This window comes from Haloferax sp. ATB1 (assembly GCF_000730175.1).
The window spans coordinates 1-26,625 of record NZ_JPES01000091.1 but is presented as its reverse complement, the minus strand read 5'-3'; the positions used below and the strand labels follow the sequence as shown (position 1 = coordinate 26,625).

The 26,625-nt window shown below is 67.3% G+C and carries 21 protein-coding genes, 1 tRNA gene and 5 pseudogenes; 14 read left to right on the top strand and 13 right to left on the bottom strand.

Annotation, left to right across the window (positions count from 1 at the left end):
* Window positions 1–206: 206 nt before the first annotated feature.
* Window positions 207–1,415: an SPFH domain-containing protein gene (locus ATB1_RS15355; RefSeq protein ID WP_042665342.1), complete on the top strand. Its 1,209-nt coding sequence runs from the start codon at window positions 207–209 to the stop codon at window positions 1,413–1,415.
* Between the two features lie 452 nt (window positions 1,416–1,867).
* On the top strand, window positions 1,868–2,362 hold the full coding sequence (locus ATB1_RS15350; protein ID WP_042665339.1) for an acyl-CoA thioesterase: 495 nt from the start codon (window positions 1,868–1,870) through the stop codon (window positions 2,360–2,362).
* 27 nt (window positions 2,363–2,389) lie between these two features.
* Here the strand turns inward: ATB1_RS15350 and ATB1_RS15345 are convergent, their stop codons facing one another.
* From ATB1_RS15345 to uvrB, 5 genes and pseudogenes are all read right to left on the bottom strand, one after another.
* Window positions 2,390–2,830, bottom strand: a complete 441-nt coding sequence (locus tag ATB1_RS15345; RefSeq protein ID WP_042665336.1) for a universal stress protein — start codon at window positions 2,828–2,830, stop codon at window positions 2,390–2,392.
* A gap of 63 nt (window positions 2,831–2,893) precedes the next feature.
* Window positions 2,894–3,980 (bottom strand): annotated as a pseudogene (locus tag ATB1_RS15340) (sulfite exporter TauE/SafE family protein).
* Window positions 3,981–3,994: 14 nt separating this feature from the next.
* Window positions 3,995–4,189 carry a hypothetical protein gene (locus tag ATB1_RS15335; RefSeq protein WP_042665333.1) on the bottom strand — a complete coding sequence of 65 codons (195 nt, stop codon included), beginning with the start codon at window positions 4,187–4,189 and terminating at the stop codon, window positions 3,995–3,997.
* Between the two features lie 199 nt (window positions 4,190–4,388).
* A complete protein-coding gene (locus ATB1_RS15330) occupies window positions 4,389–4,790 on the bottom strand; it encodes an NUDIX hydrolase (RefSeq protein ID WP_042665330.1) in 402 nt (133 codons plus the stop codon).
* A gap of 25 nt (window positions 4,791–4,815) precedes the next feature.
* Window positions 4,816–6,918 (bottom strand): excinuclease ABC subunit UvrB, encoded by a 2,103-nt coding sequence (uvrB, locus tag ATB1_RS15325; RefSeq protein WP_042665329.1) that lies wholly within the window; start codon window positions 6,916–6,918, stop codon window positions 4,816–4,818.
* Between the two features lie 95 nt (window positions 6,919–7,013).
* On the opposite strand from uvrB, the gene ATB1_RS15320 reads away from it, so the two are divergent.
* Window positions 7,014–7,283, top strand: a complete 270-nt coding sequence (locus tag ATB1_RS15320; RefSeq protein WP_042665326.1) for a hypothetical protein — start codon at window positions 7,014–7,016, stop codon at window positions 7,281–7,283.
* Window positions 7,284–7,442: 159 nt separating this feature from the next.
* Here ATB1_RS15320 and ATB1_RS15315 read toward each other — a convergent pair whose 3' ends face one another.
* Window positions 7,443–8,042 (bottom strand): hypothetical protein, encoded by a 600-nt coding sequence (locus ATB1_RS15315; RefSeq protein WP_042665351.1) that lies wholly within the window; start codon window positions 8,040–8,042, stop codon window positions 7,443–7,445.
* Window positions 8,043–8,217: 175 nt separating this feature from the next.
* On the opposite strand from ATB1_RS15315, the gene ATB1_RS15310 reads away from it, so the two are divergent.
* Window positions 8,218–9,660 carry a short-chain fatty acid transporter gene (locus ATB1_RS15310; RefSeq protein WP_042665324.1) on the top strand — a complete coding sequence of 481 codons (1,443 nt, stop codon included), beginning with the start codon at window positions 8,218–8,220 and terminating at the stop codon, window positions 9,658–9,660.
* A gap of 56 nt (window positions 9,661–9,716) precedes the next feature.
* On the opposite strand, the gene ATB1_RS15305 is transcribed toward ATB1_RS15310, so the two are convergent.
* Complete coding sequence (locus ATB1_RS15305) at window positions 9,717–10,577, bottom strand: sulfurtransferase (protein WP_042665323.1); 861 nt, start codon at window positions 10,575–10,577, stop codon at window positions 9,717–9,719.
* A 251-nt stretch (window positions 10,578–10,828) separates the two neighbouring features.
* Between ATB1_RS15305 and ATB1_RS15300 the strand changes: the two genes are divergently transcribed.
* A complete protein-coding gene (locus ATB1_RS15300) occupies window positions 10,829–11,605 on the top strand; it encodes a sulfurtransferase (RefSeq protein WP_042665320.1) in 777 nt (258 codons plus the stop codon).
* A gap of 9 nt (window positions 11,606–11,614) precedes the next feature.
* Here the strand turns inward: ATB1_RS15300 and ATB1_RS15295 are convergent, their stop codons facing one another.
* Window positions 11,615–12,670 carry an AI-2E family transporter gene (locus tag ATB1_RS15295; protein WP_042665316.1) on the bottom strand — a complete coding sequence of 352 codons (1,056 nt, stop codon included), beginning with the start codon at window positions 12,668–12,670 and terminating at the stop codon, window positions 11,615–11,617.
* Between the two features lie 129 nt (window positions 12,671–12,799).
* Between ATB1_RS15295 and ATB1_RS15290 the strand changes: the two genes are divergently transcribed.
* From ATB1_RS15290 to ATB1_RS15280, 3 genes are all read left to right on the top strand, one after another.
* Window positions 12,800–13,945 (top strand): thiamine ABC transporter substrate binding subunit, encoded by a 1,146-nt coding sequence (locus ATB1_RS15290; protein WP_042665315.1) that lies wholly within the window; start codon window positions 12,800–12,802, stop codon window positions 13,943–13,945.
* Window positions 13,946–13,954: 9 nt separating this feature from the next.
* Window positions 13,955–15,670, top strand: a complete 1,716-nt coding sequence (locus tag ATB1_RS15285) for an iron ABC transporter permease (RefSeq protein ID WP_042665312.1) — start codon at window positions 13,955–13,957, stop codon at window positions 15,668–15,670.
* Window positions 15,671–15,764: 94 nt separating this feature from the next.
* Window positions 15,765–16,901 (top strand): ABC transporter ATP-binding protein, encoded by a 1,137-nt coding sequence (locus ATB1_RS15280; RefSeq protein WP_042665311.1) that lies wholly within the window; start codon window positions 15,765–15,767, stop codon window positions 16,899–16,901.
* A 45-nt stretch (window positions 16,902–16,946) separates the two neighbouring features.
* On the opposite strand, the gene ATB1_RS15275 is transcribed toward ATB1_RS15280, so the two are convergent.
* Complete coding sequence (locus tag ATB1_RS15275) at window positions 16,947–17,627, bottom strand: class I SAM-dependent methyltransferase (protein WP_042665307.1); 681 nt, start codon at window positions 17,625–17,627, stop codon at window positions 16,947–16,949.
* Between the two features lie 124 nt (window positions 17,628–17,751).
* On the opposite strand from ATB1_RS15275, the gene ATB1_RS15270 reads away from it, so the two are divergent.
* A complete protein-coding gene (locus ATB1_RS15270) occupies window positions 17,752–18,210 on the top strand; it encodes a DUF2391 family protein (protein WP_042665305.1) in 459 nt (152 codons plus the stop codon).
* 97 nt (window positions 18,211–18,307) lie between these two features.
* On the top strand, window positions 18,308–18,886 hold the full coding sequence (locus tag ATB1_RS15265; RefSeq protein WP_042665303.1) for an ATPase involved in flagella biogenesis: 579 nt from the start codon (window positions 18,308–18,310) through the stop codon (window positions 18,884–18,886).
* Between the two features lie 31 nt (window positions 18,887–18,917).
* On the opposite strand, the gene ATB1_RS15260 is transcribed toward ATB1_RS15265, so the two are convergent.
* Both ATB1_RS15260 and ATB1_RS15255 read right to left on the bottom strand, forming a co-directional pair.
* Window positions 18,918–19,775, bottom strand: coding sequence for a hypothetical protein (locus ATB1_RS15260; protein WP_042665301.1), 858 nt, complete (start codon window positions 19,773–19,775; stop codon window positions 18,918–18,920).
* Window positions 19,776–20,028: 253 nt separating this feature from the next.
* A complete protein-coding gene (locus ATB1_RS15255) occupies window positions 20,029–20,274 on the bottom strand; it encodes a ferredoxin (RefSeq protein ID WP_042665300.1) in 246 nt (81 codons plus the stop codon).
* A 115-nt stretch (window positions 20,275–20,389) separates the two neighbouring features.
* Here ATB1_RS15255 and ATB1_RS15250 point away from each other — a divergent pair.
* Window positions 20,390–22,856 (top strand): annotated as a pseudogene (locus ATB1_RS15250) (ATP-dependent DNA helicase).
* Window positions 22,853–23,348 (top strand): annotated as a pseudogene (cgi121, locus tag ATB1_RS15245) (KEOPS complex subunit Cgi121). The pseudogenes ATB1_RS15250 and cgi121 overlap by 4 nt, the downstream one beginning before the upstream one ends.
* Window positions 23,349–23,514: 166 nt before the next feature.
* Here the strand turns inward: cgi121 and ATB1_RS15240 are convergent.
* Window positions 23,515–23,587: transfer RNA gene (locus tag ATB1_RS15240), tRNA-Gln, on the bottom strand.
* A gap of 132 nt (window positions 23,588–23,719) precedes the next feature.
* On the opposite strand from ATB1_RS15240, the pseudogene ATB1_RS15235 reads away from it, so the two are divergent.
* Both ATB1_RS15235 and ATB1_RS15230 read left to right on the top strand, forming a co-directional pair.
* Window positions 23,720–24,290: pseudogene (locus ATB1_RS15235) on the top strand (IMP cyclohydrolase); the annotation flags it as partial.
* Window positions 24,291–24,343: 53 nt separating this feature from the next.
* Complete coding sequence (locus tag ATB1_RS15230; protein WP_042665344.1) at window positions 24,344–25,003, top strand: metallophosphoesterase; 660 nt, start codon at window positions 24,344–24,346, stop codon at window positions 25,001–25,003.
* Between the two features lie 29 nt (window positions 25,004–25,032).
* Here the strand turns inward: ATB1_RS15230 and ATB1_RS15225 are convergent.
* Window positions 25,033–26,379 (bottom strand): annotated as a pseudogene (locus ATB1_RS15225) (tryptophanase).
* Window positions 26,380–26,625: the final 246 nt, after the last annotated feature.

Here is a 26,625-nt window from a genome sequence, read left to right as displayed (position 1 = left end):
GCCGAACAGCCCGAGCACCTCGCCGATGATTTCGAGGACGAGCCAGACGAGGACGAGCAGGAGGATGATTTTCAGCAGGTCCTCCACGTCGATTCGGCCGCGGTTGGTTCGCATACCGGGCGGTGGGGCGTTCGCGGACAAATAGTTGGTGGCCGGGTGGCCGAGTGGCCGGCTAGCTTTATTCCGCCTCGGTGTCACTCTCCACCATGGACAGCCTGTTCTACCAACTCGGGAAGCTCTCGGCGTCCTCGTCCTCGTCGTCCTCCTCGTCGGGCGCAGGACGGGTCGATAGCGAGCCCGGCCGAATCCCGCGTTGGCTCGGTCCCCTCGCGGTCGCGGTGATCGTCTTCGGCATCGCCGTCGTGGTCTTCCCCGTCACGCCGCTGACGCTCGCGGGATACGTCGTCCTCGCGCTCGCCGTCGCCGCGGTGTACGACGCGGTCGAAATCGTTCAGGCGTACGAAAAGCGGACGCTCACCGTGTTCGGCGACTACAAGGGTATCCTCGAACCGGGGCTGAACGTCGTCCCACCGTTCGTCTCGAAGACCTACCGCTTCGACATGCGAACTCAGACGCTCGACGTGCCCTCCCAAGAGGCCATCACGGAGGACAACTCACCCGTAACGGCTGACGCCGTCGTCTACATCCGCGTGATGGACCCCGAACGCGCCTTCCTGCAGGTCGATAACTACCGCCGGGCCGTCTCGCTGCTCGCGCAGACGACGCTGCGGGCCGCCCTCGGCGACATGGAACTCGACGACACGCTGGCGCGACGCGACCACATCAACGCGCGCATCCGCAAGGAACTCGACGAACCGACCGACGAGTGGGGCGTCCGCGTGGAGTCCGTCGAGGTCCGCGAGGTCAAGCCCTCGAAAGACGTCGAGAACGCGATGGAACAGCAGACCTCCGCCGAGCGCCGCCGCCGTGCCATGATTCTCGAAGCACAGGGTGAACGCCGCTCCGCCGTCGAGAAGGCGCAGGGCGACAAGCAGTCGAACATCATCCGCGCGCAGGGTGAAAAGCAGTCGCAGATTCTCGAAGCGCAGGGTGACGCCATCTCGACGGTCCTCCGGGCCCGCGCGGCGGAGTCGATGGGCGAGCGCGCCATCATCGACAAAGGCATGGAGACGCTTGGGAACATCGGCACCTCGCCGTCGACGACGTACGTGCTGCCGCAGGAACTCACGTCGCTGCTCGGTCGCTACGGGAAGGGACTGACCGGCTCCGATGTACAGCAGGCCGCGGGCCTCGAAAGCAAGGCGTTCGACGAGGAGACCCGCGAACTCCTCGGCCTCGACGACATCAGCGAGATACTCGGTGAGTTGGACGGCATCGAGACGGCGGACATCTCCGCGGACGCGGTCGACATCGAAATCGAAGACGGCGGCGTCGAGGCTGAACGGGTCGAGTAGGCGAAAAATCGAACACGCGAAGCAGTCGCGATTCCACCAACGCGCGAGGGGCCGGTGCAGCGTCGTGTCCAGTCTGCGGGGCGACCGGCGCGAGCCCCGTCGTCCGGCCGTCGCGGTTCGGCGAGGCGCGAGGCGGACCTGAGACGGGAGGCCACTCGATACGTCGGCTTCGGGGTCGCGGCTGATTCCCCGTCGTCGTCCAGTCGAACGAGGGTCGGAACCCTCGGGAACGTTCCCCCGAACGTGGGCGAGAGACGGGCGTCGGCGTCCCACCACCGGTCTGCGGTTCACGCAGACACTATTCGGTACGTAATAAACACTATTAATTGTCTAGGTTGTTGAAACGTGCGGTACGTTTGCCGACCAATCGACAACCCGAGCGATTAATCGCCTTTATTTCTATTTTTCACGACGTAGAATAATTTAACCACGTCCGACACCGACCGTGTGGTATGCAACAGCAGTCGTCGGTCGGCACGCGGTCGCTGTCGGCGTCCCGCGCCGAGATGAGCGAGATTTTGATGCCCAACGACACGAACAACCTCGGACGCGCTCTCGGGGGGCGGATTTTAGAGTGGATGGACGTCTGCGGGGCCATCGCCGGGCGGCGCTTCGCCGAGCGGCAGGTGGTCACGGCGTCGATGGACCACGTGGACTTTCTCGCGCCCATCGACGTGGGCGACGTGGTGACCGTCGAGGCGTACGTCTTCGACACCGGTCGCACCAGTATGGACATCAAGGTCGACGTGACCGCCGAGCGACCGAGCGAGGGCGACCGCCGCGAGACCATCACCTCCTTTTTCACCTTCGTCGCGCTCGACGACGACGAGAAGCCGATTCCGGTCCCGGACCTCGTCTGCGACTCCCAAGAGGAGCGTGAACTGCGCGACGCGGCGCTTCAGAAACGCCGCGAGCACCGCGCCGCGCTGGCAGAAGAGTTCGAGTAACGCGGACCGCGAGCGAGTCGCGGGTCCTTATTCTTCGTCCGCCGCGCGGACGGTCAACACCGGCGCGTCCGACTGCCGGACGACGCGCTCCGTGACGGAGCCGACGAGGTAGTGGTCGAGGCCGGTTCGGCCGTGGGTCGCCATCACGACGAGGTCGACCTCGGCGTCGGCGGCGTAGTCGACGATAGTCGAGTGAGGCACGCCCTCATCGACGATGCGTTCGGTCTCGACACTGTCAGGGAGCGCCTCGACGGCGGCGTCGGCCGCCGACTCCGCGCGGTCGAGTTCGGACTTCTCCCACACGTCCGGCGCGATGCCGGCCGAGGGTGACTCGAAGCGGTTGCGCGAGTCGGCCACGGACAGCACGTGAACCGTCGCGCCGTAGGTCTCCGCGAGGGTCGCCGCGTGTTCGATTGTCGCGTCGGTCGCGTCGCTACCATCGGTCGGAAGCAGGATGTGGTCGTACATGGGTGAGGGTTCAGAATCGAGGACTGTGAAAGTGGTGCCGGTGAAAACGGTTCGAGTGGGTCGTTAGACGCCCAGCGCCATCAGGAACAGCGCAATCGAGATGACGGCGAAGAGGACGCCGACGAAGTTCTTGATGACGTCAGTCTCCAGCGCGTTCGACACGTAGGGCGCGATTTGGCCGCCGAGAACCGTCGCGGGGACGGTGAACACGACCATGTTCCACGGCGTCGTCGCGAGACTCAGCGAGTGACCGCCGACGATGCCGCCGCCGAAGACGTGGACGAGCGACGCCAGGATGGCGGTCAGCGCGACCACGATGTGGTTCGTACCGATGGCGACGCGGACGGGGACGTTTCGTGCTGAGCATCGAGATGATACCGAGTTCGCCGACGCCGAAGCCGGCGAGGCCCTGGAACATCCCGCCGACGCTGTAGTTGGCGAAGCGGCGCAGGTAGCCGCCGCGGGTGTACGTGTAGTCGTCGCCCTCGCGGTCGACGCGGGTGACGGTCCCGTCGTCGGCCGTGTGGACGCCCGCGGGGCCGAGCTTACCGGGGTCGTTGGGGAGGCTCGCGGAGACGGTACCGCCGTCGGTGGCCGCGGCGTGGTCGGAGTCCGACGAACCGGGTTCGTCGTGGCCGAGGTCGGCGTTGAACAGCAGGTACGACGCGGCGAGCAACGCGATGCCGAGCAGCGCGTGGAACACCACGTCGGGGATGACGAACGACAGGAGCGCGCCGCCGACGACGAACGGAATCGACCCGCCGACGAGCGTCAGCGCCAGTCGACGGTCGACGAGACCGTACTGGATGAAGGCGACGGCCGAACTGGAGAGACCGAACGCCTCGCTGATGAGGCCCACCTTGACCAGCGTCGACGAGTCGAGCGGGTGCGCGAAGATGGGGAAGATGAAGATGAGGAACGGGACGAAGAGCGCCGACCCGCTGATGCCGACCGTGTTCACGATGGTCGCGCCGGTGAGGAACACCGGGAACAGCCACCAGTACTGGAGCCAGTACTCCATGCCTGCACCCGACGGCGTCGGTGCCATGGTGAACACCGAGACGAGGAACAGCAGGGGAGCGATGAACACGAGGATGTGTTGGTACTTCAGGAACGACTTCTGAACGTGACTGAGAGACTGAGAGCTCATGGTTCTCGTTGTTGTCAGTTCGCAGTAGCGTTCGCGTGCACTCGCGTGGAGTGACGCGTCGAAAACAGCCCGTTTGCCGAGTCATCAGCGGCACCGACCCGCGCGCGTTCACCGTCTCCCGAGGATGCGACCGCGTCGCACACCGGGTGGACCGGCGTGCGGTGGTCGCCCGAACTGTCGAGCACGGAATGCTCGAATCCGCGGACCATTCAGGTAATGCCTCCGTTGGGGTAGGCGTGGTGAACGGTGTGGGTTGCAGGCTCGTCCGCCGAGGTGCGGATCACGGTGGAACGGGCATAGCGAGGTCGGGCTAATAAGTCTTGATGTCGACCCAGCATTTTGGGTACAGTCCACACACCGACGCGCGTCGAAAAACCAGTAACATGTGTTTCTATCCAAAATCTGTGTTCACTCGTTGAGTTCGAGTGCCCGTCTGACCAGCGCCCGTTCGGTCTCGTAAGTGAGCCGTTCGAGGGCCTCAACCGGGGTGACCCACTGGCGCGCGTCGACTTCGCCGTCGGGTTCGAACGGGCGCTCATCGACGACGCGCATGTGCCAGACGAACACGCCCTTCGGCCCGCTCAGCGCGTCCGCGTCGTCCGGGACGCGGTACTCGTAGCGCCCGGCGAACCGGCCGCAGTCGACCTCGCATCTCGTCTCCTCGCGGACCTCTCTGACGGCGGTCTCGACCAGCGTCTCGCCGGGTTCGAGTTTCCCCTTCGGAAGCGACCAGTCGTCGTAGTGCGGCCGGTGGACGAGACAGAGTCGACCGTCGTCGCGGCGGAGGAGGCCGCCGGCCGCGAACGTCAGGGTTGGCGGTTGACGACACGGCCGGTCAGAACTCGTCCGGCGGCGTCAGGCCGTCGTCGCCGTCGCCGTCGCCGTCGTGTTCGTCGGGGTACTCGGGCGCGACGCCGTCTTCGAGCGCGTCCACGTCGAACTCGCGGCGGAGGTTCTGGATGCGGTCGCGGATGTCGGCGGCGAGTTCGAACTCGAGGTTGTCGGCGGCCTCCTGCATCCGGTCTTCGAGGAAGGCTATCTGTTCGACCGCCTCGTCGGCGTCGGCGGGGGCGTCGCCGGAGACGCCGCGGGTGTCGGTCTTGCTCCCCGGCAGGTTCGTCTCGCCGACCTCCTTTTCGATGGTCGTCGGCGTGTAGCCGTGTTCCTCGTTGAACTCCTGTTGGATGCGGCGGCGGCGCTGGGTCTCGGAGATGGCGGCCTCCATCGCGTCCGTCATCTCGTCGGCGTAGAGCACGACTTCGCCGTTGACGTTGCGGGCGGCGCGGCCCATTGTCTGAACGAGCGTGGTCTCGGAGCGCAGGAAGCCCTGCTGGTCGGCGTCGAGGATGGCGACCAGCGAGACTTCGGGGATGTCGAGGCCCTCGCGGAGGAGGTTGATGCCGACGAGCACGTCGATATCGCCGAGGCGGAGCGACCGGATGAGTTCGTGGCGTTCGAGCGTGTCGGTCTCGTCGTGCATGTAGGCCACGTCGACGCCAGCCTCTTCGAGGTACTCGGTGAGGTCTTCGGCCATCCGCTTCGTGAGCGTCGTGACGAGCACGCGCTCGTCGCGGTCGATGCGCTCGTCGATGCGGGCCATCAGGTCGTCGACCTGCCCGGTCGCCTCCGTCACCTCGACTTTCGGGTCCACGAGGTGGGTCGGTCGGACGATTTGCTCGACGATTTGGTCGGAGTGCTCGCGTTCGTAGTCGCCGGGCGTCGCGGAGACGAAAAGCGCCTGTCCGACAGTCTCTTCGAACTCCTCGAAGGTGAGCGGGCGGTTGTCGTAGGCCGTCGGCAGGCGGAAGCCGTTCTCGACCAGCGAGTCCTTTCGGGACTTGTCGCCGGCGTACTGACCCTTAATCTGCGGGAGCGTGACGTGCGACTCGTCGATGACCGTGAGGAAGTCGTCGGGGAAGTAGTCGAGGAGCGTGTAGGGCGCGTCGCCCGGCTCGCGGTCCGAGAGGTGGACCGAGTAGTTCTCGATGCCGGAGCAGTGGCCCGTCTCGCGGAGCATCTCGATGTCGAAGGTGGTTCGCTCTTCGATGCGCTGGGCAGCTACGAGGTCGCCCTGTCGCTGGAAGTGCTTCACCCGCTGTTCCATCAGTTCCTCGATTTCCGAGATTGCGCCTTCGAGCTGTTCTTCGGGGATGGAGTAGTGTTCCGCCGGGTGGACGAGCACGGCCGGTTCCGACGACTTGACCTCGCCCTCCAGTGGGTCGAGCTTCAGCATCCGGTCGATTTCGTCGCCCCAGAACTCGATGCGGACGGCGTAGCGGCCGTACATCGGGAACACCTCGACGGTGTCGCCGCGGACGCGGAACGTGCCCTGCCGGAAGTCCACGTCGTTGCGCTCGTAGTTGAGGTCGACGAGCGCGCCGAGCAGTTCGTCGCGGTCTATCTGCTGGCCGACCTCCAGTCGGAGGGACATGTCGGTGTAGTTCTTCGGGTCGCCGAGGCCGTAGATGGCGGACACCGAGGCGACGACGATGACGTCGTCGCGGGTGAGAAGCGACCGGGTCGCGGAGTGGCGGAGCCGGTCGATTTCCTCGTTTATCGACATGTCCTTGTCGATGTAGGTGTCGGTCTGTTCGATGTACGCCTCGGGCTGGTAGTAGTCGTAGTAGGAGACGAAGTACTCGACCGCGTTGTCGGGAAACAGCCCCTTGAACTCCTCGTACAACTGGGCGGCGAGCGTCTTGTTGTGCGCGAGGACGAGCGTCGGCTTCTGAATCTCTTCGACCACCCACGAGACGGTGTTGGTCTTGCCGGAACCGGTGACACCGAGCAGGGTCTGCACGTCGGCACCCTCGCGGAAGCCGCGGGCCAGCGCCTCGATTGCCTCGGGTTGGTCGCCCGCGGGGTCGAAGGGGGCGTCGACGCGGAATTCGCGGTCTGCGTCGGGTCTGTCGGCGGACAGGGGACCGGACTCGCTCATTGCCCGTCCTTGGGTCGCGGCGTACCACCCTGTTGAGCGAGGCGGTGCTTGTCGCCGGAGGAACGGTTTTGGGCCGGGCTATCGAATAATCCAGTATGACGCGAGCCGAACTCGAACGCGCGAGTAACCTGCTCAAGGAAGCCGCCGAGGCGACCGAGGGCGACGTGCAGGAGCGACTCTACGAACAGTCCGACCAGCTCGCGAAGCTGGCGACGCGCGAGCAGGGACCGGACCACGGGCGACTCGCCCGCCACATGACGGTCCTCCACGAACTCGCCGAGAACCTCGACGGCGACGTCGCCGAGACGGTCCGCGAGGCTCGAAGCGAGGTCCTCGAATACCGCAAGGGCGTCCCCGGCGTCTGACGACCGTCTGACAAACCCCCTCGTTTCTACTGGAACTCACCCGTTACGCCGCGCGTCGGCGCTGTCGGCGCTGTCGGCGACTCGGCGAACAAAGGCTACAAATATTGCTCCAAGTGGGTCGCTCCGCGACCCGGAAATGCGAAAGAGCGAGTGAGTGAGTTAGCAGACGTTCTTCGGCTTGACGCCCATGCCTTCCAGCGTCTCGACGTACTCGTCGTAGGCGGCTTCGACCACCGCGTCGGCGGCCTCGCGGGCGACGGCGTCGTCCTCGACGAGGTCGTCGATGGCGGCTTCGAGCGTGTCGAGTTGGTCGTTGAGGTCGGACTTGAGCGTACGGAAGTCGTTGGCGGCCATCGGGTCCGCGTCGCCGACGAAGAAGCCGACCATCTGCTCGACGGTCTTCAGTGACACGAGCGCGCGGGCGAGCGCGCCGCCGAGGCGGCCGTCAGTCGTCTCGAACTCGGCGAGCACGTCGTAGACGTTCGGTTTCGAGCCGTCGGACTCCGCATCGACGGCGTCGGCGTGCTCGCGGGCGGTGTCGGCGAGGTCAGAAAAGAGCGCGGCCGCCTCGTCGTTCGGTTCGTCGTCCGCCCACCAGTCGAACAGGTCGGCGGCGGCCGCGGCCTCGGACGCGGCGGCCGTGCGGACCGCGTCACCGTCCATCTCGCCGCCGGTGACGGCGTACAGCGCCTTCGAGGAGCCCAGTCGGGAAAGCGGCGTCTCGTGGTCGTCGCGGAGGGTGTCGAGGAGTTCGGACATACGCCCCCGTATGTCCGTCTCGGGTTTGTACCCATCGGCGGCGGCGAGTCCGGCGCGGGTCCGCGACGGCCCGAGACGACGACCGGCGTGTCGGGCGATTCGTGACATTTGACCGAGCCGAACTCGTCCGGATATTAAACATTATATATTGTATTATCATGAAGTAATCCGAGCTATGACAAACGCTATCAGGCAGGCGGCGGAGCGCAGTTCGAAACTGGTCGAACAGTACCTCCCCGACGCGTTCCTGTTCGCCATCATCCTGACCGGAGTGGCGTTCGTGCTGGCGCTGGTGTCGGTCGCGCCGGCCGAGGATGTTGGCATGGTGGGGCACGCCGGAAACCTGCTTCTCGACGGCTGGTACGGCGGCTTCTGGAACCTGCTTTCGTTCGGGATGCAGATGACGCTCATCCTGATGACGGGCTACGCGCTCGCGCAGACGAAGCCCGTGGACTGGCTCCTGACGCGACTCGCGGGCGTCCCGAACACGGAACGGGGCGCGGCCGCGATGGTACCGGTCGTCGCCGCCGGGGCGTCGTTCGTTCACTGGGGCCTCGGCCTCGTCGTCGGGGCGCTGTTCGCCCGGAAGATAGCGACCGAGATGCGCGGCATCGACTTCCCCATCGTCGTCGCCGGGGCGTACTCCGGGTTCGTCGTCTGGCACGGCGGCCTCGCGGGGTCGATTCCGCTGTTGTTGAACACCGAGGGGAACTTCCTCATCGAGGCGGGCATCCTCGACACGACGTTCGGCACCGGCGGGACCATCTTCACCGTCGCCAACCTCGTGTTGGTCGTCGCGGTCGGCTTCCTCTTCCTGCCGGCGCTGTTCGCGCTCATGTACCCGAGCGACGACGCGAAGAAGACGCCCATCGACCCCGCTGAGTTCGAGACGGCGACCGACGGCGGCGAGCAGGCGACCGGCGGGTGGGCCTCCACGTCCGTCCCCGAGGACGCCTCGCTCGCGACGCGCATCGAGCACTCGCTCGGCATCGGCGTGGCAATCGGCCTCGTCGGCCTGCTCGCGGTCGTCCTGTACTTCTTCGAGGGAATCCAGAACGGGACGATGCCGTGGAACAACCTCAACCTGAACATCGTCAACTTCGGCTTCCTCTTCCTCGGCCTGCTGTTCCACGGGACGCCCAAGGCGTACATCGAGGCCATCGTCGAGGCCGTCGAGAACGTCTGGGGCATCATCCTCCAGTTCCCCTTCTACGCGGGCATCATGGGCATCATGGCCTACGCGCCGGAGGGCTCCGTCAGCCTCGCCACGCAAATCGCACAGGGCATGGTCGCCGTCGCGCCCGACGGGACGCTCCCGGCGTTCGCCTTCTTCACCGCCGGTCTCGTGAACTTCTTCGTTCCCTCCGGCGGGGGCGAGTGGGCCGTCATCGGCGAGACGCTCGTCACGGCCGCGAAGGCGTCCGGCGAGTCCATCCCGCGGGTCGCCGTCGCCGCCTCGTGGGGCGACGCGTGGACCAACATGATTCAGCCCTTCTGGGCCATCCCGCTGCTCTCCATCAGCGGCCTGTCGGTCCGCGACATCATGGGCTACTGCGTGATGGTGCTTCTCGGCGCGGGCGTGCTCGTCGCCGTCGGTATCAGCGTCCTGCCGATGTGAACCCGCAAAAAGAAACCGGTACAGTCGGGTTCGATTCGAACCGAGGCCGAGGCGGCTCAGTTACCCTTCTCGACGGGCGCGCCGACGAGGTTGCCCCACTCCGTCCACGAGCCGTCGTAGTTGGTGACGTTCTCGTAGCCGAGGAGTTCGTGAAGGGCGAACCACGCGATGGACGAGCGCTCGCCGATGCGGCAGTAGGCGATGGTGGACTCGTCGCCTTCGATGCCCTGGTCCGCGTAGAGGTCGCGGAGTTCGTCGGCGGACTTGAAGGTGCCGTCGTCGTTGACGGTCGCGGCCCACGAGATGTTGCTCGCGCCGGGGATGTGGCCGCCGCGCTGGGCGGTCTCCTGCAGTCCCGGGGGCGCGAGAATCTCGCCGGAGAACTCTTCGGGCGAGCGAACGTCGACGAGGGGAAGGCCCTTGTCGACCGCCTTCTCGACGTCGTCGCGGTACGCGCGGATGTCCTCGAAGGGACCCTTGGCGGTGTAGTCTTGCTCCGGGAAGGACGGGACTTCGTCGGTCGTCGGATAGTCGTTGTCGACCCAGTAGTCGCGGCCGCCGTTCATCAGGTGAACGTTCTCGTGGCCGTAGTACTTGAACTGCCAATAGGTGTAGGCGGCGAACCAGTTGGAGTTGTCGCCGTAGAGAACGACCGTGGAGTCCTCGGAGATACCGTGCGAGCCGAGGAGGTCCTCGAAGTCCTCCTTGGTCAGCACGTCGCGGGTCGTCTGGTCCTGCAGCTGGGACTCCCAGTTGAACCCGATGGCACCGGGGGCGTGGCTCTCGTCGTACGCCTCGGTGTCCACGTCCACTTCGACGAGTCGGTACGCCGCGTCATCGCTCTGGAACTCGTCGAGGTGGCTCTCCACCCAGTCCGCAGAGACGAGTACGTCCTTCGCGTAATCGGAGTTTGACATCGCGTTTCTCCGTACAACAGGGAGGCCCATAACTCTCACAGCGACGGCATGTACGGCCTGACCTCGGGTGATGCGGCAATATTATCCCAGATATGGCGGGGGAGACGGCGAAAGTGGCTCGGAGAACGACCGTCTCGGGCGATTTCAACCCGGTATCCGACGGAACCAGCAACAACATCCGCTACCCCGGACACGTGGCGAGGGGTGCGAAGAGGGGCGGACCTAAATCCGCGGCCCGGAAACGAGGGGACATGGTAGACGTGGTCTCTTCGACGTGGCTCGCGGACCGACTCGGCGACGTGCGCGTGGTGGACGTGCGCGACGGCTGGGAGTTCGACGGCATCGGGCACCTCCCCGGCGCGGTGTCGATACCGTTTGACAAGTTCCGGAGCGCCGACGGCGACGTGGGAATGCTCCCCGGCCGCGACGCGTGGACCGACCTCCTGTCGGGCGCGGGCGTCGCGACCGACGACGACGTGGTCGCCTACGACGACACCCACGGCGTCTTCGCGGCCCGCTTTCTCGTGACCGCGCTCCTCTACGGGCACGACCCCGAGCGACTCCACCTCCTCGACGGCGACTTCAGCGCGTGGAACCGCGAGCGCGAGACAACGACCGAGGCGACCGAAGTCGAGGGAACGGTCTACGAGATAACCGAGCCGGCCGAGACGCCGCTCGTGGACTTCGAGGCCGTCGAGGCCGCGCTCGACGACCCGGAGACCGTCATCGTGGACACCCGCGACCCCGCGGAGTACGACGAGGGTCACCTCCCCGGCGCGGTCAACCTCGACTGGCGCGAACTCGTCGACGACGAGACGCGCGGGCTGAAGCCACGGGACGAACTCGACTCGATTCTGGACGCCGCGGGGGTCACCCCGGACCGACGGGTCGTCCTCTACTGCAACACCGCCCGGCGCATCAGCCACACCTACGTCGTGCTCTCGCACCTCGGCTACGACGACGTGGCGTTCTACGAGGGCAGTCTCACCGAGTGGGAGGAACGCGACGGCGCGGTCGTCGAGGGCTGACAGGCGAGATTACGGGGAGTTCGGCTCGGCCGCGTCGTCGCCGGTGCCGTCGCCGTCCGTGGTCTCGTCGCCTCCGCCGTCGTCGACGCGTAACTCCGCGCCGAGCAGGTCCACGGACTCCGCGAGGAGGGCGACGACGAGCGGGCCGGCGATGATGCCGACCGGGCCGAGGCTGAGCAGGCCGCCGACGAAGCCGACGAAGTAGAGGCTCCCCGGCAGGTCGGCGGTCTCCTTCGCGAGTCGCGGGCGAATCAGGATGTCCGGGAGCCACGCGACCGCGAACCCGCCGACCGTGACGACGAGCGCAGCGGCGACGAGGTCGCCGACCGCGACGTGGTAGACGGCCATCGCCGCGAGCAGGACGCTCGGCCCGACGATGGGGATGAACTGGAGGACGGCCGCGACCGTGGCGAGCGTGACGACGTAGTCGTAGCCGAGCGCCCAGAAGACAACGAGGCCGATGGCGAACGTGCCGACGGCGGTCGCTGCCTGCAGGACGTAGATGGCGAACAGCGTCTCGCGGGCCTGCTCGTTGAGCGCCGTCGCCGCATCCCGGTAGTCGGCGGGGACCAGCGCGAGGAGCGTCCGCCCGACGGCGTCGCCGCTGAGGAGCAGCGAGAACACGAGGAAGCCGAACAGCGTGAGTTTGATGAGGACCACGGGCGCGGCGGTTGCGGCGGCGCGGCCGAGCGACTGGAGCAGGTTGAGACCGACAGCAACCACGTCGTCGAGCGTCACCGTCTCGACCATTCCGAGGAACTCGACGGTCACCACGTCGGGCAGGAGCGCCGCGAGTTCGAGGATGTCGCTCAGTCGGAGGAAGACGATGACGACGAGCGGCGCGAGCACGACGCCGACGCCGACCGCCGCGACGACGGTGGCGACGAGGCTGGCGACCCATCGGGAACCCCCGCGCGCTTCGAGGCGTCGCCTGAGGGGCACGAGCAGGTAGGCGACGGTGATGGCGAAAAACACCGTCGCCAACACGTCCGCAAGTATGACCGCCGCGAGCAGCGCGAACAGGGCGAGCACACCGCCGAGGATGTACGGACGAGAAGTAGTCACCTCCGGAGTTACTCCCGCCGAGGATAAAGTCGTTCTCCCGATACGGACCTCGAATCCGACGGATTCGGCCGTTTATCCGCTCCAAGAACATCACTCCCGTTAAGTACCACAGAGTGCAACAACCGAGTAATGAGACGACGCACTTTCCTGAAGGCCGCCGGTGCGGGGGGCGTCTCCGCTCTCCTCGCCGGCTGTACCGGGACCGGCGGCGAACAGACGACGACCGAGGCTTCGGGCGACGCGACCGAGACGACCGCGACCACGACGACGACCGAGGGGACGACCACGGGCGGCGAGTCGCCGACGCTCACCGTCGGCACCTACGGCTCGTTCGTCGACGCGCCGAGTTCGAGCCCCGGTCCGTGGCTGAAAGAGACGTTCGAGTCCGAATTCGACGCGACGCTGGAGTGGCAGACGCCCGACTCGGGCGTGAACTACTACATCGAGCGCGCCCTCCAGGGCGTCGAGTCCGGCGCGGACCTCTACGTCGGCCTCGACGCGCAGATGCTCGTCCGCATCGACCAGAACCTCGACGAGGCGCTGTTTTCGCCCGCTGAGGGGCTGTCCCGACTCGGCGACGTGAACGAGCAACTGAACTTCGACCCGCAGGGCCGCGCGGTCCCCTACGACACGGGCTACATCTCGCTCGTCTACAACGAGACCTACGGCGACGGCAACTTCGTCGCCCCCGAGACGTTCGACGGCCTACTGGAGTCCGAGTACGCGGGCGCGCTCCTCGCGCAGAACCCCACGTCGTCGGCGACGGGACAGGCGTTCTTGCTCCACACCATCGACGCCAAGGGCGAAGACGGCTACCTCGACTACTGGGCGAGCCTGAAGGAAAACAACGTCCGCGTCCTCGGCAACTGGGAGGACTCCTACAACGCCTACTCGAACGGGGAGGCCCCGATGGTCGTCTCGTACTCGACCGACCAGGTGTACGCCGCCGAGTCCGGCGAGGACATGGCGAAACACCAGATTCGCTTCCTGAACGACCAGGGCTACGCCAACCCCGAAGGGATGGCTCCCTTCGCCGACGCGTCGAACCCCGACCTCGCGGCCGAGTTCATGGACTTCATGCTCCGGCCCGAAGTGCAGGCCGAAATCGCCGTCCGCAACGTCCAGTTCCCGGCGACGACCACCGCGGAACTGCCCGAGGACTTTGCGCAGTACGCCCAAGAGCCGCCGGAAGCCGTCACGTTCTCCTACGACCGGCTTCAGGACAACCTGAGTGACTGGACCGACGCGTGGGCCCGCGAGTTCGCCAGAAAGTGAGGTGAGTCGGTGAGCCGCGTGTCGGTTCGCCGGGTCGCCCGCGCCCTCGAACAGCGGCTGCTCACCCTCGTCGCGGCGCTCACCGCCGTCGTCCTCCTCGTCCTGTTTTACTACCCCGTCGCCACCGTCTTCGCCGACGCCGTCCTCGCCGACGGCCGGCTCACTATCGAACCCATCACGGCGATTCTGACGAGCGAGTTCTACCTCGTCGACATCATCTGGTTCACCGCGAAACAGGCGTTCTACTCGACGCTCGCCAGCCTCGCGCTCGGCCTCCCCGCCGCGTGGCTGTTCTCGCGCTTCGAGTTTCGCGGCCGCGAGACGCTCCGTTCGCTTACCATCCTCCCGTTCGTCATGCCCTCTATCATGGTCGCCATCGGCTTCGTGGCGACGTTCGGCCGCAACGGGACGCTGAACCGCGCGCTCTCCGCCGTCGGCCTCCCGCCGGTCGAACTGCTGTTCACGCTCGAAGCCATCATCGTCGCCCACGCGTTCTACAACGCCCCGCTCGTCGCCCGCGTCGTCACCGCCGCGTGGGAGAGCGTGGACGCCCGAACCGTCGAAACCGCCCGCTCGCTCGGCGCGAGTCCGCGGCGGGCCTTCCGCGACGTGGTTCTCCCACAGCTCCTGCCCTCTATCGGCGTCGGCGCGACCCTGACGTTCATCTTCACCTTCGCGTCGTTCCCCATCGTCCTCGCGCTCGGCGGCTTCCAACTGGCGACCATCGAGGTGTTCGTCTACTCGCGGGTGCGAGACCTCGCGTACGCCGAGGCCGCCAGCCTCGCGGTCATCGAGACGGTCATCTCCATCACGCTGACCGCCGTCTACCTCCGGTACGAGGCGAGCCAGCGGTCGGCCGGCGGCGCGGCGAATCCGCTTCCTCGTCGGTCCGTTCTCCCCGCCGACTGGACGCCGAAATCGACGCTCCGAACCGCCGGCATCGCCGGCTACGCCCTCGTCGTCGTACTGGTGTTCGTCGTCCCCATCGCCAGCATGATTCTGGCGAGCGTCACCGGCGGCGACGGCGGCTTCACCCTCGCCAACTACGCCTTCCTCGCTGAGCGGCAGGCGACCGGCGCGAGCTTTCAGGTCAAGCCCCTCCCGGCCATCCTGAACTCGCTGGCCTTCGCCGCGGGGACGCTCGTCGTGGCCGTCCCGATGGGCGTGACGATGGCCGTCCTCACGACCCGCCGGTACCGCGGGCGCGGGCTCATCGACGTGCTCTCGATGGCTCCCTTCGCCGTCTCGGGCATCGTCGTCGGCCTCGGCCTGCTCCGCGGGCTGGTGTTCGGCGTCGACGTGCTTGGGACGCGAATCCGCGTCACCGGCGCGCTCGCCATCGTGGCGGCCCACGCCGTCGGCGCGTACCCATTCGTCACCCGGAACGTCGCGCCGCTTTTCGCCCGGCTCGATGGCCGGCTCGTGGAGTCCGCGCGGTCGCTCGGCGCGAACAGAACCCGCGCGCTCGTTGACATCGAACTGCCGCTCGTCTGGACCGGCGTCGTCGCGGGCGCGGCGTTCGCCGTCGCCATCAGCATCGGCGAGTTCGATTCGACAATCATCCTCGCGGAGGGCGCGGGGAGCTACACGATGCCCATCGCAGTCGAGCGGTTCCTCGGGCGACGGCTCGGCCCCGCGACGGCGATGGGCTGTCTCCTGCTTCTCGTCACGTCCGCCAGCTTCCTCGTTGTGGACCGCTTCGGCGGCCGGTGGGGCGAGCTATGAGGGAGCCCGGAGAACAAGACGAGGGCGAGCCGCGGGAAGTGAGAATTATGACCGTCCGCCGGCGAGGGAAGCACGTGACTTCGGAGGCGAACCCGTGAGACTCGAACTCGACGCGGTGTCCAAGCGCTACGGGTCGGCGACGGCGCTCGATTCCGTCTCGCTGTCGGTCGACGACGGCGAGTTCTTCACGCTCGTCGGCCCCTCTGGCTGCGGCAAGACGACCACGCTCCGCTGTATCGCCGGCTTCGAAGCCCCCACCGAGGGGGCCGTCCGCTTCGACGGCGAGTCGATGGCCGGCGTCGCGCCCGAGTCGCGGGGCGTCGGCGTCGTGTTCCAGAACTACGCGCTGTTCCCGCATCTCAGCGTCGGTGAGAACGTCGCCTACGGACTCCGCTTTACCGACCCGCCGGGCGGCGGCTCCCGCGACGAGCGCGTCGCGGAACTGCTGGACCTCGTCGACCTCGCGGGGTTCGAAGACCGCGACCCCGACTCGCTTTCGGGCGGGCAGCAACAGCGGGTCGCGCTCGCCCGCGCCCTCGCACCCGGTCCGGACCTGCTGCTCCTCGACGAGCCGATGTCGGCGCTGGACGCCCGACTCCGCGACCGCCTCCGCCGACAGGTAAAGCGCATCCAGTCGGAACTCGGCGTGACGACCGTCTACGTCACCCACGACCAGTCGGAGGCGCTCGCGGTCTCAGACCGGGTGGCCGTCCTCAACCGCGGCCGCGTCGAACAGGTCGGCCGACCCCGCGAACTCTACCACCGCCCCCGGACGCGGTTCGTCGCGGAGTTCCTCGGCGAGAACAACGTCCTCGATGCGGTCGTCGAGTCTCGACCGGAAACGGGGGGGATTCGCGTCGGCGTCGGCGACGCGGTGTTCACGTTGGCCGAGGGGCGACGCGTCCTCGGGCGGGGTAGTCGGGCGTCCGGCGAAGGTACTAAAAGCGACGGGAGAGACGGCGACCGGCCCGCACGTCCCGAGACCGGCGACAGCCTCACTTTCTGCGTCCGGCCCGAACAGCTCCGGGTCGGCGCGGGGACGAACCAAATTCGCGGGACCGTCGTCGACACCGAGTTTCAGGGGGCGACGACGCGGGTCAGACTCGACTGGGGCGGGACGGAACTCGTGGTTGCGGTCGAAGACGGCGGCGAGAAGTCGGACGCGGCGTTCGAGGTCGGGACGACGCTGGAAGTCGGATTCGCCCCGGCGTCGGCCCACATCGTCGAGTAGGTCGGAAGCGCGAGTCGGTCGGTTCCGTGTCAGTTCCGTGCCGCGTCAGGGCGCGACGCCGACCGTCAGGAGCGTGCCGAACGTCCGGTAGCGCTCGACCATCTCCTCGCGGGTCTCCCAGTCGTCGGTCGGGAACTCCGAAGCCGCCGGGATGTCGATGTCGAGGTCGGCGATGGAGTCCTGTTCGGCGACGTGGAGGCCGGCGTCGCGGAACGCCTCGCGGTACTCCGCGTGGGACCAGCGAGTCATGTCGATGGAGATGAGGTCCTGCCACTCGTGGGAGTGGACGTTCTCCTCGTAGTAATTGACCGCGCAGTAGAACGTGCCGCCCGGCTTGAGGACGCGGGCGATTTCTTCGAGGGTGTGGTGCGGGTCGGCGGCGTAGTAGAACGCCTCCATCGACCAGACGTGGTCGACGCTATCGTCCTCGAACGGGAGGTCGTCAAAGTCGCCGACGAGAAACGAGAGGTCGTCGGTGTCGGTGTACTCGCGGGCGTTCTGGACCATCTCGGGGGAGCCGTCGAGACCGAAGCCTCGGCCGATGCCCTTCGTGTCGCGGAGCGCGCGCAGGGCGTAGCCGCTTCCGGTTCCGAGGTCGACGACGGTGTCGCCTTCCTCGACGGGCATCCGTGCGAGCGCGTGCTTCGCGGTGTGCCAGTGTCGGTCCTCCATGCCCTTGTCGCGGCCGTCGGCCGCCCAGGCGTCGAACTCGTCGCGGACGCTCATACCGGACCCTCGCGCGCCGGGGTGAAAATGCGTTCGGACCGGGGGCGCGGAGGCGTCGAATCCAGCGACGACTCGGCTGCGTTCCCGTCGCGCCTTTTAATTACCGCCGCCCCGACGACGGGGTATGGTCGGAGTCCGCCGCCGGTTCGCACTCGCCGACACCGCCCAGCAGGTCGTCGGCGGGTTCCTCCTCGCGGGGCCGTTCGTCGTCACCGAAGAGGTGTGGGTGCTCGCGCGGAGCATGTCGTTCGCGCAGGCGATTCTCACGCTCTTTATCGTGCTCGCGGTCGGCTACGGCGCGCTCTACAAGGCCGACGACCGCGACCCCGACCGAGAGCGCGAGGTCGGCGGGATTCCCGTCCGGTTCATCTCGCTCATCACCGTCTCGTACCTCTCCGTGTTCATCCTCGCGATCGCGTTCGACGCGCCGGGGACGTTCCTCTCGGACGTGTCGGGAGAGGTCCTCGTCTCCGTACTGGGGTACGAACTCGACCTCGCGGTGCTCCGCATCACGCTCAAGGCGACGAGCGTCGGCGCGGTGTTCAGCGTCATCGGCGCCGCCACGGCCGACTCGCTGTTCTGACGCCCCGGTGCGAGGAGAGTGAACACACGTCACGATTCGGGGACGCCACCGCCCGAGCGGCATGAAGCATTAAGTCGGCAGGGTAACTGCTTGGAGTATGGATTACGAGCTCGCCATCGAAGACGCGCCCGAAACGATTCCGGGCGGCACAGGTATCTTGCTCCTTCATCCGAGCATCGGCGAGACCGACCGCATCGACACGGACTTCTTCAAGGTCGACACCGACCGCTTCCTCGTCATCTCGACGCGGACGACCGCGCGCGAAGTCGAACAGAAGCTGGAACACTACGAGGTCGACGAGTCCAGCGCCACCATCCTCGACACGCTCTCTATCGAGCGGGGCTACTCCCGGCGCAGTTCGGACAACATCTACTACGTCGCGGCCCCCGACGACCTCGACGCCATCGTCGAAAAGACCCGGCAGTTCCTCGAGCGCCACGACGGAAAGCTCCGGCTCAGCGTCGATTCGGTCACGGAGATGGCCTACTACGCCGACGAGGACCGCGCCTTCGAGGCGACGAAGCAGATTCTCGAACTCCTCGACGAGTTCGACGCGGTGGGGCTGTTCCACCTCTCGAAGGAGGTCCACGACCAGGAGACGCTCGACCGCTTCCGCGAACTGTTCGACGGCGTCGTCGACCTCGACGAGGACGGCACCGTCACGACCGAGTTCTGAGGCGGTACGCGACGCGCTCGGGCGCGACCGACTACGCCGAGTCGGCGTCGTCTGCGGCCGAGTCGTCGGTGGCCGCATCGTCGCCGCCCGACGCCGCGTCGTCGTCCGCTGCGAGTTGCGCGAACGTCTTTTCGGCCCACTTGACCGCGTAGTTCGGCCCGTGGTCGCGGTACGCCGCGGTGTCCAGCGCCGAAAACGGCGCGGGGAGGTCCCGGCCGTGTTTGACGGCCGAACACGCGAACTCGGTCGCCTCGGCGAAGGAGAGTCTGCCGAGCGCGACGAGTCGCGGGAGGTTCGCGAGCCGGTCGTCGAGTCGGCCGCCGGCGTCGACCCACGCGTCGTGGAGGCGCTCGTGGTCGCCCTCCCACGACGCGAACGCCTCGCGGGTGTGGAGACCGACCCAGCCCTCGTAGAGGGCGGCGGCGACCTGATACGTCTCGCTCGGGCCGAGGGGTGTTGCCGCCGCGAGGTCGCGGTAGCGCTCGCCGAAGAAGGGGAGGAAGTGCTCCGGAATCTCGTCGTTCCCGGCCTGCACGAACGCCTCGGCGATGAGGAAATCCAGGAAGTCGTCGGGCGTCCCCTTCGCGCGGTACTTCACCAGCACGACCGGCGGGTCGGTCTGTCGGGACCACGTCACGGTGCCGTCGCCGGGCATCCCGATGGTGAAATCGGACGACGCGTAGCGCCGGAGCTGTTGGGGCGCGTCGTCTGGTAGCCACTCCGCGGGGTACGCCGCCGGGGAGAGCGACTCGACCACCAGCCCGAGGTTCTCCGCGGCCTCGGGGGGGATAGTGTCGAAGTCGCCGGCCACGTCCAAGACGAGCGCGCCGGGAGCGTACTCGTCGCGGACCGATTCGAGGTCCGACGGCAGGGTGCGCGTCTCGAACATCCGCTCAGGCGATGCTCATCCCGACGAACACGACGGCCAGCAGGGCCGACACGCCGACGGTACCGAGCACGATTTTCGTCGCTTGGCTCATAGTGGCACGATTAGGGGGCCGCCGCTTAACTTTTACACTCTATCGTCGGCCGAATCTCCAGTCGAAACGGAGGGGTTCGGGGACGCGCCCCACGGTCGACGGTCGCACGGCTCGGTCGCGTCGAAGAAGCGAGAGAAAACAGCAGGCTCGTCGGCGTCGCGGTCAGGGGACGAGCTGTTCGCCGTCGTCGTCGAGGACGCGGATGGCCTCGACGGGACAGACGCGGGCGGCGAACTTCGCGTCGAACTCGGCGTCCTCGGGGACCTCGCGGACGAAGACGCCGTCGTCGGTCTCCTCGGCGTCGACGAGGTCGGCCTTGCCGTCGTCGACGTTCTTCTCGAAGCCCTCCCACTCGTCGACACACTGGAACATGCCGATACAGGTGTCGCGGTCGTACTCGACTTTCATGGGCAATCGTACCGCCGGGCCGTACAAAGCCCTGCCGACGCGAGACCGATGCGCCCGCGCCCGCACCCGTCCCGACCCGATGGCTTAAACCGGGGGACGGTCCAAGGGGGATGCAATGCGAACTGCGGACCTGACGGGCCTACCGACGGGGGTTCCCGAGGCCCTCCGCGACGAGGGCATCGAGGAGCTGTACCCGCCGCAGGCCGAGGCCGTCGAGGCCGGCCTGACGGACGGCGAGAGCCTCGTGGCCGCCGTCCCGACGGCGAGCGGGAAGACGCTCATCGCCGAACTGGCGATGCTGTCGAGCGTCGCGCGCGGCGGGAAGGCGCTGTACATCGTCCCGCTCCGGGCGCTCGCCTCCGAGAAGAAAGCCGAGTTCGAGCGCTGGGAGGAGTACGGCATCGACGTCGGCGTCTCGACCGGCAACTACGAGTCCGACGGCGAGTGGCTCTCCTCGCGCGACATCATCGTCGCCACCTCCGAGAAGGTCGACTCGCTCGTCCGAAACAACGCGGCGTGGATGGACCAACTCACCTGCGTCGTCGCCGACGAGGTCCACCTCGTCGACGACCGCCATCGGGGGCCGACGCTGGAGGTCACGCTGGCGAAGCTCCGCCGGCTCAACCCGAACCTGCAGGTCGTCGCGCTCTCGGCGACCGTCGGCAACGCGGGCGTCGTCGCCGACTGGCTCGACGCGGAACTCGTCAAGTCCGACTGGCGACCCATCGACCTCAAGATGGGCGTCCACTACGGCAACGCCGTCTCCTTCGCCGACGGGAGCCAACGCGAGGTGCCGGTCGGCCGCGGGGAGCGACAGACGCCCGCGCTCGTCGCCGACGCGTTGGAGGGCGACGGCGACGGCGACCAAGGCTCCTCGCTCGTCTTCGTGAACTCGCGGCGCAACGCGGAGTCCGCGGCCCGCCGCATGGCCGACGTGACGGAGCGGTACATCACCGGCGACGAACGGAGCGACCTCGCGGAACTCGCCGCCGAGATACGCGACGTGTCCGACACCGAGACCTCCGAGGACCTCGCCAACGCGGTCGCCAAGGGTGCGGCGTTCCACCACGCGGGACTCGCCGCGGAGCACCGAACGCTCGTGGAAGACGCCTTCCGCGACAGACTCATCAAGTGCATCTGCGCGACGCCGACGCTCGCCGCCGGCGTCAACACCCCGAGCCGCCGCGTCGTCGTCCGCGACTGGCAGCGCTACGACGGCGACTACGGCGGGATGAAGCCGCTGGACGTGCTCGAAGTCCACCAGATGATGGGTCGCGCCGGCCGGCCCGGCCTCGACCCCTACGGCGAGGCGGTGCTGTTGGCGAAGGACGCCGACGCCCGCGACGAACTGTTCGAGCGGTACATCTGGGCCGACGCCGAGGACGTGCGGTCGAAGCTCGCGGCCGAGCCCGCCCTGCGGACGCATCTGCTCGCGACGATCGCCTCCGGTTTCGCCCACACCCGCGAGGGGCTGCTCGAATTCCTCGACCAGACGCTGTATGCGACCCAGACCGACGACCCCGAGCGACTGGGACAGGTGACAGACCGCGTGCTCGACTACCTCGAAGTGAACGGGTTCGTCGAGTTCGACGGTGAGACGATTCGGGCGACGCCCGTCGGCCACACCGTCTCGCGGCTCTACCTCGACCCGATGAGCGCCGCGGAAATCATCGACGGCCTCGAATGGGCCGCGGACCACCGGAACGAGAAGCTCCGGGCCCTCGCGGGTGAGACGCCGGAGAAGCCGAAACGAGACCGGAGCGAGTCGGACGATGAGCCCGGTGGCTTCCAGCGGGCGAGCGAGATGGTCGCCGACGACGCCGGCGGTGGAGGCGGTGCGGACGGCGGCGACGGCGACGCCGACGACGTTCGAGACGGACCGGACGTATCCGACGCCGCTCGGTCTCTACCACCTCGTCTGCCGGACGCCGGACATGTATCAGCTCTACCTGAAGTCCGGCGACCGCGAGACCTACACCGAACTGTGCTACGAGCGCGAACCGGAGTTCCTCGGGCGCGTTCCCTCGGAGTACGAGGACGTGGCGTTCGAAGACTGGCTGTCGGCGCTGAAGACCGCGAAACTCCTCGAAGACTGGGTCGGCGAGGTGGACGAGGACCGCATCACCGAGCGCTACGGCGTCGGCCCCGGCGACATCCGCGGGAAGGTCGAGACCGCCGAGTGGCTCCTCGGTGCGGCCGAGCGACTCGCCTCCGAACTCGACCTCGATTCGGTGTACGCGGTCCGCGAGGCGAAAAAGCGCGTCGAGTACGGCGTCCGCGAGGAACTGCTCGACCTCGCCGGCGTCCGCGGCGTCGGCCGAAAGCGCGCCCGTCGGCTGTTCGAGGCCGGCGTCGAGAGCCGGGCCGACCTCCGCGAGGCCGACAAGTCGCGCATTCTCGCGGCCCTCCGGGGTCGCAGGAAGACGGCCCAGAACATCCTCGAAGCCGCGGGTCGAAAAGACCCCTCGATGGACGAGGTGGACGAAGGCGACGCGCCGGACGACGCCGTCCCCGACGACGCCGGCTTCGAGACGGCCAAAGAGCGCGCCGACCAGCAGGCCAGTCTGGGTGATTTCGAATGAGACTCGTCGAAGCCGAGGCGACCGTCTCGGACCTCGATTCGTTCATCGCGGTCGTCGGCGAGGTGGCCGACGAGACGGGCGCGACGATTCAGGCGTTCGACGCCCGGTACGTCGTGGACCGCGAGCACCTCGAACGGGCGACCGAACTCGCCGACCGGGCCATCGCCCGCGGCAACGAAATCGCCCGCGACCGGGCCGTCGAAATCCTCCTCTACGCCAGCGGCCGCCGGCAGATCAACCGCGCGTTCGAAATCGGCGTCTCGGAGGGGACGCTCCCCGTCGTGATTCTCGTCGACGGCGGCGACGAGGCCGACGCCGAGGCCGCGCTGTTCGACCGACTCGACCTCGAACCCGCAGAGACTCTCGGCGACTACGACGAGAGCGCTCGTCCGCGACGTGTTCGACGTGGGCGAGACGGAGTTGAACGTCGCCGACGGCGACCTCCCGGCGCTGGTCAAAGAACGAGTGGCGCTCCTCGCGGTCGAACGCTAATCAGTTTTCGCGGCCCGTATCGTCTGAATTCGAGGGTTTGAGAACCACGTGCTGGAAAATTCCACTCGAAACGGACCCCTTTGGTTTCTGAAACCTACCCCTTCGTTTCAACTGGAGAACAGGGGACGGCGCGGCCTCAAAGATGCGAGAGTAGAACGCTGAGAAGTAGTCCCACCAGGATTCGAACCTGGGTCGTTGCCCCCAGAAGGCAACAGGATTGGCCACTACCCCATGGGACTTCGCATCAGTTCGTACTTCGCGGGTATTTGTAAACGTTGCGTGTCGATTCCGCCGTGCGATTTTATGCCATGGTGACGGACAGACGTGCATAAACCGCCAACTATTTGCCCCTATTCTATCCACTCTCGTGTATGTACGTCGGACGTTTCGTCGTCGTTGGCCCCGGAATCGGTGCGTATCGCGTCTCCTCTCGGTCCTTCCCGAACCGACAGGTCGTCGACCGGGACGACGCCCTGACCGTCGGGCCGACGCCCGACGCCCCCGAGACCGACAACCCCTACATCGCCTACAACTGCGTCCGCGAGGGCGGCGACTACGTCGTCGTCGGCAACGGCTCGCAGGTCGACCCCATCGCGGAGAAACTCGACCTCGGCTACCCGCCGCGCGACGCCCTCGCCGAGATTCTGCTCGCGCTCGACTACGAGAAAGACGACTACGACACGCCCCGCATCGCGGGCGTCGTCGGCGACGACGAGGCCTTCATCGGCATCGTCCGCAAGGACGCGCTCGTCGTGGAAGCCGTCACCGAACCCACGCTCGTGGCGACCTACGAGGAAGACGACCCGCGCGCGTTCGACCTCGATGCGGAGACCGCCGCCGACGCGGCCCGCGAACTGTACGACCACGAGTTCGAACACGCCGTCTGCGCCGCCGCCGCGACCGTCGGCGACGCGGTCGACGACCGCCTTCTACGAACGGCGACTAACGCCGGCTCGGCCCGAGATTTTTCAGCCGCGCACACCGTACATCGAGCCATGCGTCTGGGCGTCATCTCGGACGTGCACGGGAACCTCCCGGCACTCGACGCGGTGTTCGAATCGATGCCGCCGGTCGACCGATTGGTCTGCGCCGGCGACGTGGTCGGCTACAACCCGTGGCCCGAGGAGTGCGTGTCCGAACTCGCCGAGCGGGACGTGCCGACGGTCTCGGGGAACCACGACCGCGCGGTCACGTCGGGGACCGGCTTCCGCTTCAACAGCATGGCGGCCGCGGGGCGTCGACTACGCCCCGACGCGCTGTCGCCGTCGTCGATGGAGTGGCTCTCCGCGCTCCCGAACACGCGGCACGTCGCCGACGAGCGGGTCAAACTCGCCCACGGCCACCCCAACGACCCCGACCGCTACACCTACCCCGACGACTTCTCGCCGTCGCTCCTCGACGGCGAGGACCTGCTGGTGTTGGGCCACACCCACGTCCAGGGCCACCGAATCTACGACGACGGAATCGTGCTGAACCCCGGAAGCGTCGGCCAACCCCGCGACGGCGACCCGCGGGCGGCCTACGCGGTCGCCGACCTCGACGCGATGGAAATCGAGGCGGAGCGCGTCAACTACGACATCGACCGCGTCGCGGAGCGCGTGCGCGAGGTCGGCCTGCCGGAGCGGCTGGCGAGTCGGCTGTACGAGGGGAAGTAGGGAAAAAGCGAGTAGCTATCCCGAAGCCGTCAGTTCGACACCGGTTCGAGCCGCGCCGAGAAGTGCCGAAGCTCCTTCATCGGCGGCTCCGCGACGATTTCGAGGCCGCCGTACTCGCCGGCCGATTCCATCACCTTCGCGGCCGTCTCCGCGACGTGTTCGAGGTGCTCGCGGCTGTAGGTGCGCCGCGGGAGCGCGAGGCGCACGAGGTCCGGGCGGTCCGTGCCGGGGAACGCGAATCCGCCGAGTTCGACGCCGCGGACGCCGCCTTCGAGGTAGAGCGCGCAGACGAGTTGCTGTCCGGGGAACTCGTCTTTCGGGACGTGCGGGAACACCTCGCCGGCGTCGAGGTAGACCGCGTGACCAACCCGTCGGCTGGTAGACGGGGACGCCGGCCTCGACGAGGAGGTCGCCCAGTTCGGCCACCTGCTCGACGCGGTCGGACACGTACGGCGGCGTGACGGCCTCGCGGAGGCCGACGGCCATCGCCTCGATGTCGCGGCCCGAGAGGCCGCCGTAGGTGGGAAAGCCTCGTAGAGGATGGCGCGCTGTTTCGCGTGTTCGAACACCGTCTCGTCGCGCATCGCGGCGAAGCCGCCGATATTGACGAGCGCGTCCTTCTTGCCGGACATCGTGATGGCGTCGGCGTGTTCGAACTGCGCGCGGGCGATTTCGGCGACCGAGTGGTTCTCGTAGCCCGCCTCGTGGGTCTTGATGAAGTGGGCGTTCTCGGCGAACCGGCAGGCGTCGATGACGAACATGGCGTCGATGTCGCGGGCGAACTCGGCGGTGGCGCGGATGTTCGCCATCGAGACGGGCTGGCCGGCGACGGAGTTGTTCGTGATGGTGAGGACGACGACGGGAATCGCGTCGGCGCCGACCTCCTCGACGAGCGCGTAGCCCGCGTCGATGTCGAAGTTACCCTTGAACGTCTCCGTCGAGTTGGGGTCCCGAGAGGCTGGCGACGGGCAGTCGACCGGTTCCGCACCCTGATTGACGATGTGGGCGCGGGTCGTATCGAAGTGCGAGTTGTTCGGCACTACGTCGCCGTCCTCCAAGAGGACGCCGTAGAGGACGTTCTCAGCGCCGCGACCCTGATGGGTCGGCACGACGTGCTCGAAGCCCATCACGTCACGGACCGACTCCGCGAGTCGGGCGAACGACTCGCTTCCGGCGTAGGCCTCGTCGCCGCGAATCATCGCCGCCCACTGCTCTGCCGACATGGTGCCCGTCCCCGAATCGGTCAGGAGGTCGATGTACACGTCACGGGCGTCGAGGTTGAACGCGTTGTAGCCGGCCCGTTCGAGGGCGGCCTCGCGCTCCTCGCGCGAGGGGAGTTCGATGGGTTCGACCATCTTGGCCTTGTACGATTTCATGCCCGCAATAGGCCCGCGAATGTGAAGTATTCGGCAGGCAGAAAATCGATGGACGACGCCCGGTTTTCGACGCTCGTGAACGGGAATGTACATCGGTGTCGTCGGCTGGTCGGCTGTCGCCACGAACCGCCACGAACCGACCTCGGCGGCCGTCGCGTACTCCCGGACGTTGGGCGTCGCTGGCGGGGACGCGAGCGCGCGAAAATAGATTCGAACCGAGTTGCGGGGTGGGGCCGGCTCAGAACT

Bases quoted from the DNA above. Each gene is read 5' to 3' on its own strand.
- ATB1_RS15355 (WP_042665342.1), top strand. From the start codon at position 207: ATGGACAGCCTGTTCTACCAACTCGGGAAGCTCTCGGCGTCCTCGTCC.
- ATB1_RS15350 (WP_042665339.1), top strand. From the start codon at position 1,868: ATGCAACAGCAGTCGTCGGTCGGCACGCGGTCGCTGTCGGCGTCCCGC.
- ATB1_RS15345 (WP_042665336.1), bottom strand. From the start codon at position 2,830: ATGTACGACCACATCCTGCTTCCGACCGATGGTAGCGACGCGACCGAC.
- ATB1_RS15335 (WP_042665333.1), bottom strand. From the start codon at position 4,189: ATGGTCCGCGGATTCGAGCATTCCGTGCTCGACAGTTCGGGCGACCAC.
- uvrB (WP_042665329.1), bottom strand. From the start codon at position 6,918: ATGAGCGAGTCCGGTCCCCTGTCCGCCGACAGACCCGACGCAGACCGC.
- ATB1_RS15320 (WP_042665326.1), top strand. From the start codon at position 7,014: ATGACGCGAGCCGAACTCGAACGCGCGAGTAACCTGCTCAAGGAAGCC.
- ATB1_RS15315 (WP_042665351.1), bottom strand. From the start codon at position 8,042: ATGTCCGAACTCCTCGACACCCTCCGCGACGACCACGAGACGCCGCTT.
- ATB1_RS15310 (WP_042665324.1), top strand. From the start codon at position 8,218: ATGACAAACGCTATCAGGCAGGCGGCGGAGCGCAGTTCGAAACTGGTC.
- ATB1_RS15305 (WP_042665323.1), bottom strand. From the start codon at position 10,577: ATGTCAAACTCCGATTACGCGAAGGACGTACTCGTCTCTGCGGACTGG.
- ATB1_RS15300 (WP_042665320.1), top strand. From the start codon at position 10,829: ATGGTAGACGTGGTCTCTTCGACGTGGCTCGCGGACCGACTCGGCGAC.
- ATB1_RS15290 (WP_042665315.1), top strand. From the start codon at position 12,800: ATGAGACGACGCACTTTCCTGAAGGCCGCCGGTGCGGGGGGCGTCTCC.
- ATB1_RS15275 (WP_042665307.1), bottom strand. From the start codon at position 17,627: ATGAGCGTCCGCGACGAGTTCGACGCCTGGGCGGCCGACGGCCGCGAC.
- ATB1_RS15270 (WP_042665305.1), top strand. From the start codon at position 17,752: ATGGTCGGAGTCCGCCGCCGGTTCGCACTCGCCGACACCGCCCAGCAG.
- ATB1_RS15265 (WP_042665303.1), top strand. From the start codon at position 18,308: ATGGATTACGAGCTCGCCATCGAAGACGCGCCCGAAACGATTCCGGGC.
- ATB1_RS15260 (WP_042665301.1), bottom strand. From the start codon at position 19,775: ATGTTCGAGACGCGCACCCTGCCGTCGGACCTCGAATCGGTCCGCGAC.
- ATB1_RS15255 (WP_042665300.1), bottom strand. From the start codon at position 20,274: ATGAAAGTCGAGTACGACCGCGACACCTGTATCGGCATGTTCCAGTGT.
- ATB1_RS15230 (WP_042665344.1), top strand. From the start codon at position 24,344: ATGCGTCTGGGCGTCATCTCGGACGTGCACGGGAACCTCCCGGCACTC.